Annotated in this window: 9 protein-coding genes; 4 read left to right on the plus strand and 5 right to left on the minus strand. The window is 42.2% G+C overall.

The features are described from left to right. Positions 1-116 precede the first annotated feature (116 nt). The 3 genes from O9323_RS14395 (at position 117) to kdpC (ending at position 2,004) form a co-directional block, all read left to right on the plus strand. Positions 117-959 (plus strand): DNA cytosine methyltransferase, encoded by an 843-nt coding sequence (locus O9323_RS14395; RefSeq protein ID WP_288125324.1) that lies wholly within the window; start codon positions 117-119, stop codon positions 957-959. Between the two features lie 182 nt (positions 960-1,141). Beyond that, entirely contained in the window at positions 1,142-1,348 is a 207-nt protein-coding gene (locus O9323_RS14400; protein ID WP_193978809.1) for a potassium-transporting ATPase subunit F, read from the plus strand. Positions 1,349-1,350: 2 nt separating this feature from the next. Further along, entirely contained in the window at positions 1,351-2,004 is a 654-nt protein-coding gene (kdpC, locus tag O9323_RS14405) for a K(+)-transporting ATPase subunit C (protein ID WP_288125325.1), read from the plus strand. A 237-nt stretch (positions 2,005-2,241) separates the two neighbouring features. Here kdpC and O9323_RS14410 read toward each other — a convergent pair whose 3' ends face one another. Then, complete coding sequence (locus O9323_RS14410) at positions 2,242-2,925, minus strand: YdcF family protein (RefSeq protein ID WP_002734010.1); 684 nt, start codon at positions 2,923-2,925, stop codon at positions 2,242-2,244. Between the two features lie 4 nt (positions 2,926-2,929). Then, positions 2,930-5,569 carry a DNA gyrase/topoisomerase IV subunit A gene (locus O9323_RS14415; protein ID WP_288125326.1) on the minus strand — a complete coding sequence of 880 codons (2,640 nt, stop codon included), beginning with the start codon at positions 5,567-5,569 and terminating at the stop codon, positions 2,930-2,932. An 82-nt stretch (positions 5,570-5,651) separates the two neighbouring features. On the opposite strand from O9323_RS14415, the gene O9323_RS14420 reads away from it, so the two are divergent. Next, positions 5,652-6,056 carry a response regulator gene (locus O9323_RS14420; protein ID WP_004158905.1) on the plus strand — a complete coding sequence of 135 codons (405 nt, stop codon included), beginning with the start codon at positions 5,652-5,654 and terminating at the stop codon, positions 6,054-6,056. Positions 6,057-6,134: 78 nt separating this feature from the next. Here the strand turns inward: O9323_RS14420 and O9323_RS14425 are convergent, their stop codons facing one another. From O9323_RS14425 to O9323_RS14435, 3 genes are all read right to left on the minus strand, one after another. Then, positions 6,135-6,827, minus strand: coding sequence for a M15 family metallopeptidase (locus O9323_RS14425; protein ID WP_004158907.1), 693 nt, complete (start codon positions 6,825-6,827; stop codon positions 6,135-6,137). Positions 6,828-6,897: 70 nt separating this feature from the next. After that, complete coding sequence (dndC, locus tag O9323_RS14430; RefSeq protein ID WP_004158911.1) at positions 6,898-8,499, minus strand: DNA phosphorothioation system sulfurtransferase DndC; 1,602 nt, start codon at positions 8,497-8,499, stop codon at positions 6,898-6,900. 158 nt (positions 8,500-8,657) lie between these two features. Beyond that, positions 8,658-9,893: a DNA sulfur modification protein DndB gene (locus O9323_RS14435; protein WP_002732807.1), complete on the minus strand. Its 1,236-nt coding sequence runs from the start codon at positions 9,891-9,893 to the stop codon at positions 8,658-8,660. Positions 9,894-10,695 lie beyond the last annotated feature (802 nt).

Genomic DNA, 10,695 nt, shown 5'->3' on the forward strand with positions numbered 1-10,695 from the left:
ACTCGATTGTCTATCTTTTGGTATTAATCTATTTGTGCCTTAAGTCCTTTCCTGTATGAATTTCAGCTACTTTTGAGCGTAGTTGCTCTCATCGAATTTTATTTTAAGTTAATTATTTGCATAACAATTCCCGAAGAGCCAGAAATAACTTTAGTCATCCGATATTTAATGTCGATTTATCTAGAGAATCTAGCCAAGAAATATTTGCTCAATATAATCCTGAGATTATTGTCGGCAGCCCTCCTTGTCAAGACTTTTCCAGTGCGGGTAAGAGAGACGAGGGTTTAGGACGAGCGAATCTAACGCTCACATTCGCTGAAATTGTAACTGGAGTAAGTCCCCAATGGTTTGTTATGGAAAATGTGGATAGAATTGAGAAAAGTAAAATACTCATTCAAGCAAAACAAATTTTTAAAAGCCATGGTTATGGTTTAACTGGAAAAGTTATTAATTCTTGTTACTGCGGAGTTCCTCAAACTAGAAAAAGATATTTTCTGATCGGTAAAATGAAGGAAGAAGATGATTTTTTAATCGATGAAATTAATGAAAATCTATCAAGTCAGCCTCTGACTGTATTTGACTATATGGGCAAAGAATTAGATATAGAATACTATTATAGACATCCTAGAAGCTATCAAAGAAGGGCGATATTCAGTATTTATGAACCTAGCCCTACTATTCGAGGAGTAAATCGACCAGTTCCCAAAACCTATCGACAACATCCCGGTGATGCTTGTCATCTTAAGGAAAAATTAAGACCGCTAACAACGAGGGAGCGAAGCTATATTCAAACTTTTCCTAAAGACTTTATTTTTACAGGAACAAAATCTAATCTAGAACAAATGATTGGCAATGCTGTTCCTATTAATTTGGCTAGATATGTAGGCCAATGTATTCTTAACTATGAATTGAAAAAGGGGAAAAAGATAACCTATCGACAACTACAGCTAAGTAAGTAGTTATAATTAAATTGAAAATAGATTTTGTCTTTGATCCCCCCTTAATCCCCCCTTGATAAGGGGGGTGTCGATCCCCCCTTAATCCCCCCTTGATAAGGGGGGTGTCTGATAATTTTTAACGCCTACCTACTTATTTTCTTGATTTACTGGCAAAAACAAATCGCCCAAAAACTCTAATTCTTATGAAAGTATCCCTTAGAAAATACCGATTTTTTTGGTATATTTTCTTAAATTTCTGTCTAACAATTCTTTTCTCCTCCATCGTTCAAGCTTCTACGGGAAGTGCTATAAATAGGGCGCAAGCCTTCGCATTAACCCTTTTAGGATTAGTCGCTTTTGCTTTATTTATCTACCTATTCCTTGTCATCTTTATACCGGAGAGGTTTTAATCATGAGTTTTGCACGCGAGGCCGGTAGAGCCATCCGTTCTACCCTAGTTCTCTGGGTGATCACTGCGCTGATCTATCCTTTCTCGATGATCGCCATCGGTCAAATTCTTTTTCCCTGGCAAGCGAACGGGAGTTTAATTACCAATAATCAAGGTCAAGTGGTGGGTTCGGCTCTAATTGGGCAACCTTTCACCAGCGATCGCTATTTTAATAGTCGTCCGAGTACCACCGACTACAGTACGGCCGATCCGAAAAACGATCCTAACAAGATCTTGCAAACCGGAATTTCGGGAGCGAGTAACCTAGCTCCCAGTAACCCTGTATTGATCGATCGCATTAAAGGAAAACCCGATCCTGATCCGGCGAAAGCTATAGAGGGGGAGATTCCCCGATTAGAGAAAGCGGGAATCAAACCCACCGCAGCTCTGGTATATACCTCCGGTTCCAGTCTCGATCCCCATATCACCCCAGAGGCCGCCAGAGCGCAGATCGAGCGGGTGGCGCAGGTGCGGGGATTACCGACGAATCAAGTGGAGATACTGATTATCAAAAACACCGACGAGCGCTTTCTCGGCATCTTCGGCGAACCGGGGGTTAACGTGCTGAAACTGAATCTGGCTCTAGATGCGATCGCAAATTCCCGATCGGGTTTCTGATACTAAATCCGTTGATTATAGGCTACATATTAGGACAGGCAAGAGGCATGAGGTATGAGGCAAAAGGGGGAATAAAAATCAGTTTTTAATAACAGGATTTAGGATCATACTAAATCCTGTTTAAAAGGGATAGGGAAGTGACAAATGGGAAGAGAGAGTTTGCCTTTAAAAACCCCAACTTAGTGGATTTACAAACATGGGATGCAGCCGCTAAAAAACTAACTGGGAGAGGATGGTTTAGCTGATCTTACCTTGATATTCACATTGAAAACCTTGATCGCGCCAAGCTTCTAAATCAACGGAATTTAAGGGAATGACTTGCCAACAGGGGGGAGAGATTAATTGTCCGACAAAAGCCCAAATTATACTTCTAGTCACATCTAAACCAGTTTTTAGCTTTGATTCGTGATTACCAGGGATACCAATTTCTCTGACTGCATCAATTTCTACTGCTATACCGTGGGATTGCAAGTGAATTTCTGCTAACCATTTAGCGCGGGGTAAATGAGTAGGAGAAGTGACAACTTTTACTTTATGTACTCCCCATTGTTTTAAAATTGGCACGGCAAAGAAAAAATTGCCGAAGGTAGAATTAGCACACTTTTCTAACCAGACGTTAGTTTTTGGTGCTTTTGCCCGTTCAAATAGTAATAAAATACAGGGATCTTTCGAGCCTTGGGAAATTAAAATCGGTATATTGGGGTATTGCTTGGCCAGATTGGCCACATAAATTTCCCGACGAATGCTGCCCCCCAAAACTAAGATGGCATCAACGGGTTTTTGTTGATTAATTGGCCAGCGGATGGCTAAATTAATCGCTAAATTAAGTATAATAAACCCAAAAACTGCGACCAGAGTTAGTTTTAACCATTTTTGCCAATTTCGGTGTTTACGAGCAACATTTTTCGGTTTTTTCGCCATTGACTTAGAGATGGTGTAACAATTGTGCTTTGATAATTTTTTCTGTGGGGTTGAGTTTGACTAATTGTGAACCTGTCCCGTCTTTACCCGTGACTGCCACAGTTTCCACCTCTAAGGGTAGTTTTCGATTCTGATTGGTACTTAATAACACTATACTCCCCGCCCGCGCCGCTACCATGGCCGCTAAACTATCCTGTTTGTTGACGAATTGTAAAGCGGGTGAACCAAGATCGCCTAATTGTGATAGGCGTAAATTCTCGATCGCCAGTCTTTTTCCGTAACCTAATCCCGAAATCAGCAGCAGATTTTCCCGATGGGGGAGAGAAACACAGCCAGCTAGATGTTCCCCGTAGCGCAATCGCAAAATTGCTAAACCCTGGGCAGATTTACCCATAATTGGCAATAATTCCTCGCGCACAGGATAACGCAACACCCGACCACTACTGGTGGCGATCGCTAAGTCTAGGCCTTCGTGAGTAAAAAGAGCGGCATATAGGCGATCGTCTTCTTTCAATTTCATCAGGGACAAACCCCGACTACCAACCCCCTCTAATTCATTGATGGAAAGTCGCTTTATTCGCCCCTGTTGACTCAGTAAAAGCAATTCTTGATTTTTTTGAGGTTCCGTCAAGAAAAATTGATTTAACACCGCTTCTGACTCTTTTTGGGCGGTTTTGGTCAGCAGACGGTCGATTAACACCGGTTGATTCGCTTGCGGGGGGACTTCCCGGATAGCAATCGGGTAAGCTTTAGCATTATCGAGGATAACTAGAAAATTTTCCCGTTTTTCGATCGCCTGTTGATAGATAATTAAACCCCGGTCCGGCGCTCGCTCTTCCGGTGTCGTCCAACTAATTTTATCTTCGGCATCAAGCAATAAAATCGCATTTTCTGGGGGTTCTTGGGGCGTAAATAGGCTTAAACTCGGTGCATTCTCACTCTCAGGCTTTTTCTTAACTTTATTCTCCTGTTTTTTAACTTCTGCCTTGAAAGAGGGTGTGGGGTGTGGGGTGTGGGGTGTAGGTAAGGAAACCTCTTTCGTCTGTGGGGGTGAAAATTTTTTCATCGGGACTGTCTCCTGTTTTTTCACCACAGAATCCTGTTTCTTCCCTTCTGTCTCCTGTCTCCTGTCCCCCGACTTGCCGGTGCGAATTTTTGTCCGTCTGCTATCGGCGAATTTTTTCTTTAAAGATCGCAATTCTTTTTTCAGAGACTTGAGAAACTCCTGACGGTTATGGAGGAGGGTTTCTAACTGTTGAATTTTTGTTTGTAATTCCGTCGCTTCCGTCTCTAACTTTTGTCTTTCCAAACCGGTTAAACGACGCAGAGGCATAGCTAAGATAGAATCAGCTTGAGGGTCACTAATGCCCAATTCTGCCTGAAAACGATACTTAGCCGTCGTCCCATCGGGAGCATTTTTGAGAATATCCACCACTCGATCGATATTCTGCAAAGCTAATAATAAACCCTCGACTAAGTGTAAGCGATCGCTGGCCTGTTGCAACTCATCGCCATACTGACGAGTGAGAGTTGTTTCTCGAAAGTGCAAGAATTCCTGTAAAACTTGTTTTAAAGACAACTGCCTCGGTTGATTATCAACCAAAGCCAGGATAATCGCCCCAAAATTAGTCTGCAGCGCCGTTTGTTGGTATAAAGCGGCCAAAACCTGCTGCGGTTGACTTTCCCGCTTTAATTCAATCACCACCCGAATGCCTTCGCGATTGCTTTCATCGCGGATATCGGCAATTCCCTCCAATTTCCCTAAATTAACTAATTCGGCGATTTTTTCAATCCATGCCGCCTTATTCACCTGAAAAGGCAACTCAGTAACCACAATTGCCGTCCTTTCCCTTCGGCGCTTGCCCTCAATGATAATTGTTTCAGTTTTCGCCACTCCGCGCACGGGAATAATCCCCCTACCGGTGCGATAGGCCTCGCGAATGCCGGTATCATCTAAAATCTCGCCTCCCGTGGGAAAATCGGGACCGGGGATAATTTCTACTAACTTTTCCTCGCTTAAATCGGGATTATCGATCAAAGCGATTAAACCTTCCACCACTTCCCCTAAATTATGGGGAGGGATATTAGTCGCCATCCCTACCGCAATACCCGAACAACCATTAAGAATCAGTATCGGTAACTGAGCGGGTAAAACAACGGGTTCCTGTTGAGAATTATCAAAATTACTGCTAAAATTAACGATAGCATCGCTAATTCCCCCTAAAACCGCCTGATCGCCGATGCCGGCCAAACGGGTTTCGGTATAACGCATGGCCGCCGGGGGGTCGTTATCGATCGAACCAAAGTTACCATGGCCCGATAAAAGTGGGTAACGACTGGAAAAATCCTGTACCATACGAACCAGTGCCTCGTACACTGACTGATCGCCGTGGGGATGATATTTACCCAAGACATCCCCCACCACCCGCGCACATTTGCGAAAAGGGCGATCGGGGGTTAAACCGAGTTCGTGCATAGCGTATAATATGCGACGATGGACTGGTTTTAGTCCATCGCGTACATCCGGCAAGGCTCGCCCCACGATCACACTCATGGCATATTCTAGATAGGAGCGTTCCATCTCTTGGTGTAAGGCCGTGGGTATAATTTGACCAGTAGCTAAGAAATCCAGTTGTTTGGCCATGAGTCTCTCGTTTTTAATCTGTCTAGCTGTGAATCATAAGGCATTTTGCCCGTTTTAACCTTGTTTATCCCTGAGCTTCCCTATGACGACTGTTTTGATTGTAGAAGACGACCCGATAAATTTTCGCGTTTTTGCCAAAATTTTGACCAAACGAGGTGGTCTAGAGGTCAAAGGGACTGAAGATGTGGAAGAAGTGCTTCGTATTGCTCGGGACAAGAAAGCGGACGTGATCTTAATGGATGTCTCCCTCTCCCATAGTGTCTATGAAGGGAAAGCGGTAGATGGCATTAAAATCAGCCAAATTCTCAAAGCTAACCCCGAAACCGCCGATTTACCCGTTATTCTCGTCACTGCTCACGCTATGGAAGGCGATCGAGAGAATTTTCTCAAGCAGAGTCGGGCCGATGGTTATATTTCTAAACCAGTGGTTGATCACCAAGCTTTTGTTGAGCAAATTTTGGCGATCATCGATCAGAAGCCGGTCTAAGCTTTGAGTCTTCTTTTGTTAGTATATCAGTATTGATATAGACCAGCTGCTTTCAGTTTACCCCTAACAGCTATCTCCCTAATCCTCAACTCTGCCATAGATAGCGTAGGCTCGATCGAGCGACCAGGCCCACATCTGATCCCCTAGGGAAAAATGCCACCATTCCCCCTTATGTCGGCTAAATCCCGCCTCCTTCATCACTTTAGCCAATAAAACTCGTTTTTGATGATAGCTCTGTTCTTGCGGGCTTTTTGCGGCGATATAATAATCGGGATGCGATCGCTCTCCGATCTCATCGATTTCTCCCCCCATGTCGATCGCTTGTCCCTTCTCATCCACTAGGGTAATATCGATCGCTGCTCCGGTACTATGGGGTGGCGGGGTGGCGGCATTATCACTGGGAACCGCCCAAATAGTGTAAACTTCTGTTAAAATCGCTTGACTTTCTGCCTCCGATAGTTTCTCTCTGGCTAATCCTTTTGTGTCTAGGAGAGTCTGAAAACTATAATCGACCATAAATTGTTGCACTTCCACCGGTCGATAGGCATCAAAAATCAAAATTTGCCAACCGGGTTGATAGACTTGCAGACGGTTTTGAGCATCAATCAGGGGATTTAACACCCCTTGTCGCAAAAAATAGGGAGATTTACCGCGATAATTAGCTCCTAATTTCTCGTAAGCATGGGGAGAAGGGATAACAAACTTATCTGCGGGTATAGGTACTAGGGGTTCCCCACATTCACGAATAGGAATTTTTTGGTAGGGTTTCATCTCGTCATCGGGAAACAGTAATTTTATTGATGGTCAACTCGATCGCCAGTTTACGGGTAAAATAAACCCGTTATTCCTCCTCCTCATCGGTTGTAGGGAATTTCATACTGGCCCAAGTTAACTGTTTTTGTGGGTCTTTTTCCGGTTCACTAAAACTCTCCTTGAGTTGTTCTTTCACCTGAGCAATATTGCCACTTTGAGCGGCATTCTTTAGATCATAGACATAACGAGCATTTTCGATCGCTTCCTCTTTACTACGAGAACTAGACTCAAAGCATTTTTCTAGGTCTTTGTAAATACCCTTGCGAGAGATTTTTAGAAAATATTGACGTTCTGTATCGATAAGTTTAGCCAATAATTCTAGGTGCATGGAATCCTCGGCACAGATATCCGCGAGGATATCCCATTCTTCACTCCCCAAAAGATTATTATCCGCTCCCGGTCGCGGATCTTGAAAAGTTTCTCCAGTCACTTGTTTATAAATCTTCGGTAATTGGTCATCAAATTCGTGCTTTTCTTCCCTCCAAATCCGGCGAATTTCGCTGAGTTCCTCCGTGGTAATTAGGGTAATATCTTTCATATCCTCTGGCGCATTAGTACGCACGCTCTCCTGAGCCTCTAATACCCTTCTCAGCCAATATTCCCGCCATTTTTTAGTATAAGGGCCGGGTATCGGTTCGATCGATATTTCTCCATTTAAGTTTCTTTCAAATAATTGTACTTTCCCAACAAGACGACGAAAATCACGTCTCTCTCTATCATCCAAAAGGTCTAATTCATTTCTGAGTTCTACGAGTGGTTGTAACCATTCCTTTTCTTGGTCATTCTGAACCATCATACTCAGAGATGTATCTTTATCTACCAAAGTACAAACCCAACAACCAAAACGGGAACTTCCACAGCTAGGACTGGAGGTATCTACCACTAGGGGACATTCATTATCCGCAGTCGCTCCTCGATACATTGCTAATAATTCTTTGTTGTCTCCTCCCCAGGGATTTTCCCACTGCATTAAGTACATCCATACTTCATCAGTACGCCAATCTTCGATCGGACTATAAACGAGAGAATTGGGCATATTTGCATTAGGACTCAAACGCTCACGAAGTCTTTTAGCTTCTAATTTTTCCATCACCTTAGCACGACGAGAGCTTTCTGTTTTGCGGATTCCCAAAACTAATATTGTTTCCCCACAATTTCTGATGACTTCACGAATAAAGTTATTAGAAGCGTTAATTTTCAGTCTTCCAGTACACCAACGAAATTTCAAACGGGGAGCAGGATAACCCTTACCTATTAATCCACTCCAAAAGCGATCTTCCACAGCAGGATAGAGTAAATGTGATTTAAATGGCATTCTGTGAGCTTCTGAAGCTTTTTCCAGCTTTTCCATTGACTTTCTAACCCATGCAGAGACAATGGGGTTTTCAACCATTGTGTCGGTGGTGATCACATGAATAGTTTTTTGTCGCTTCTCTAATGGTAAATCAGCGATCGCATTCCAGATTAACTGTAAAACTGCTGAACTATCTTTTCCCCAAGAAACACCAATAATCCAAGGAATCTCATCTAAACAGTAGAGCTTTTGTACTTCTTGAGTCAGTAGTTTAATATCTTCTACGAACTCATCAATAGTACGATTCGGTAGTAGAGAGGTTTGGATTGCGGTCATTACATATATGCTTTTAAAGTTCTCCTCTCTATACTGTATGTCTAATTAGTAAAACCTATCAATAGTCACAGGAAAAGAGAGATAAAGCAAAACTGCTCGATCTCTGCTTGTGATTTCAGAAGGTATATAAGACTGAATTGCTCTAAATCTACTCGAAACTAGATTAAAACTATCCCAGTTTTCTCTTGTACAGCATCTCTGGCGATTTTAAACGCTTTATCGACTGCTGTTGTCTGTGTAACTATCTTTTTAGCACCAGCATCATCAATCACGATACTATTTAGCCATAAAGCTGAGTCACGGGTATAATCCAAACCCGCAAGTGCTTTAATTAGAGCTTCTCGCTGTAAATCAGTGAATTCTTGTCCAAAAAAGATTAAATGTCCAATTCGACTAAGTACCTGAAACCCAACCGTATTAAAATCCACACGCTGTTGTCTGAGATCGTACAAGTTGAGATTGACCGTTTGAGATGCAGGTTGTAGCAAAAGTCGCCAAGTATCATTGTTTTTGGCGAATTCTGTGTAAAAAATCTTTAATCTCTCTAACATCAGGAAAAATTCACTCTTACTTTGACGAGAATGAGATTCTATAACTGGTTTTCGAGATGAACCAAAAAGAAATTCAGCGACACCGATTCTTAACTGACTCATAGTAAACATATATTTGGTGTCTTTTCCGATAGTACGAGAGATTTTATCAATCCGTCCATTGAAAATGACTAAATCTTTAGTAATTGTCCGAGTCAACTTAGCAAGAGGATCGGTAACGTCGAAAGCAGCCAATAAAGCGGGAGGTATGGGTTTATTTTTGGCACAATCGGCAAAATCTTGATGAATTTGATCCATATCTGCTTCTTGAACTACCAGCACAGTTACGCTGTCGTTACGCAAGTCAGGTTTTTCAGGTAAAACTTTTTCGATCGCTTTTAACCGATGTTGACCATCAGTAACATAAAGTTCTACATCTATTGGCATAACAGCATAACCGAATTTGACTGGACCTGCACCATAGGTAAAAACTTTGATCGGTGTATTCGAGTTAAAGATGAATGGGGGCAAAATATACTGGTCCGTATCTAGCAAATACTTTGCAATCTCGTTAACGTGCTGGGGAATAAGTGGTCTGTTCATGACTTCGTCCGCGTTAGACTTATTCTTTTTAGCTTCAGCACTCTGTAATTTTGCCAATTCAATCAGCAGACTACAAGGTAGAGAAAAAACTAGATGAGTTCTTCCCCCCTGTTCGTAAACATGACAAATAAAAACTCTCGCTCCTGATGTGGCCGAATCAGCGAAAGCTAAAGTCTGCGCTTCATCTTGTCTTTGACAGTGTACGATGTCAGCAGTGGAACGGTAGCCGTCGTCATTGACAGCCGATGTGATCTGAGTCATAATTAACCTTGAAAAAATGTCCAAAAACAATTAAGTACATACAAACGTCCGAGAAGTCCTACTGCAATAGGTACTTATCGGAATTTTTGTTTATGCACTGAATCTAGTTTAAAGAAAGCTTTTAGGCTTGTCAATGGCCCATATAAAGTTAAAATACCGTTTTTGCAGTCAAGATATGGACTGATTTTGGTTTTTGCAGTCGAAAAGTAGATTGATAGGTAAAATTCAGTAGGGTATAGGTAAGATACTCAAAATAGCAATCACAAAAAGGTAGAATATATGTACTTAAAAGCGGGCTTGTGGGGGAGTAGTTAACCTAAATTAGGGCTGGCTGAATATCAGTGAAAGCCTTACCAGAAAAGGGTTTTGTTACTTTTTCAGCCAAAAAAGTGCCAGAAACAAACGTTGAGAAATCGATCGGAGGGACTCAAAACCCTGGCACTTTTATGAGCGAACGCCAGATAAAATTGAGAAACTAAGGGACGAAACTACCATTTTGCCAACTGTGTGGCTCCTAGATTCCCTCTGGGGAACTATACAGCAAACCCTAATTAAGTTTTCTTGATCGAGAAGAATATCACGATACTGGCCGGCAAGTTCTACATTGCCTGAGCGTAATGGATACACCAAAACTTCCGTCAGCGTCAACGTAGAGGTAACAGCTATACTTTGCACGGCTGCAACTTGCATTTTTTACTCAAGGACAATAGTATAGTTTAAGAGTCATAATTAGAAGCAAAGCACTCATTAAAAACATGATTAACCTAGAATTCACGGAAGAAGAAAAGAACTCACTGTATTA

Origin of the sequence: Microcystis sp. LE19-131.1A (genome assembly GCF_027532015.1) — a bacterium.
GTDB lineage: Bacteria > Cyanobacteriota > Cyanobacteriia > Cyanobacteriales > Microcystaceae > Microcystis > Microcystis ichthyoblabe_A.

Excerpts from the sequence above, each read along its gene's own strand:
- O9323_RS14400 (WP_193978809.1), top strand. The coding sequence starts at position 1,142 with ATGAAAGTATCCCTTAGAAAATACCGATTTTTTTGGTATATTTTCTTA.
- kdpC (WP_288125325.1), top strand. The coding sequence starts at position 1,351 with ATGAGTTTTGCACGCGAGGCCGGTAGAGCCATCCGTTCTACCCTAGTT.
- O9323_RS14410 (WP_002734010.1), bottom strand. The coding sequence starts at position 2,925 with ATGGCGAAAAAACCGAAAAATGTTGCTCGTAAACACCGAAATTGGCAA.
- O9323_RS14415 (WP_288125326.1), bottom strand. The coding sequence starts at position 5,569 with ATGGCCAAACAACTGGATTTCTTAGCTACTGGTCAAATTATACCCACG.
- O9323_RS14420 (WP_004158905.1), top strand. The coding sequence starts at position 5,652 with ATGACGACTGTTTTGATTGTAGAAGACGACCCGATAAATTTTCGCGTT.
- O9323_RS14425 (WP_004158907.1), bottom strand. The coding sequence starts at position 6,827 with ATGAAACCCTACCAAAAAATTCCTATTCGTGAATGTGGGGAACCCCTA.
- dndC (WP_004158911.1), bottom strand. The coding sequence starts at position 8,499 with ATGACCGCAATCCAAACCTCTCTACTACCGAATCGTACTATTGATGAG.
- O9323_RS14435 (WP_002732807.1), bottom strand. The coding sequence starts at position 9,893 with ATGACTCAGATCACATCGGCTGTCAATGACGACGGCTACCGTTCCACT.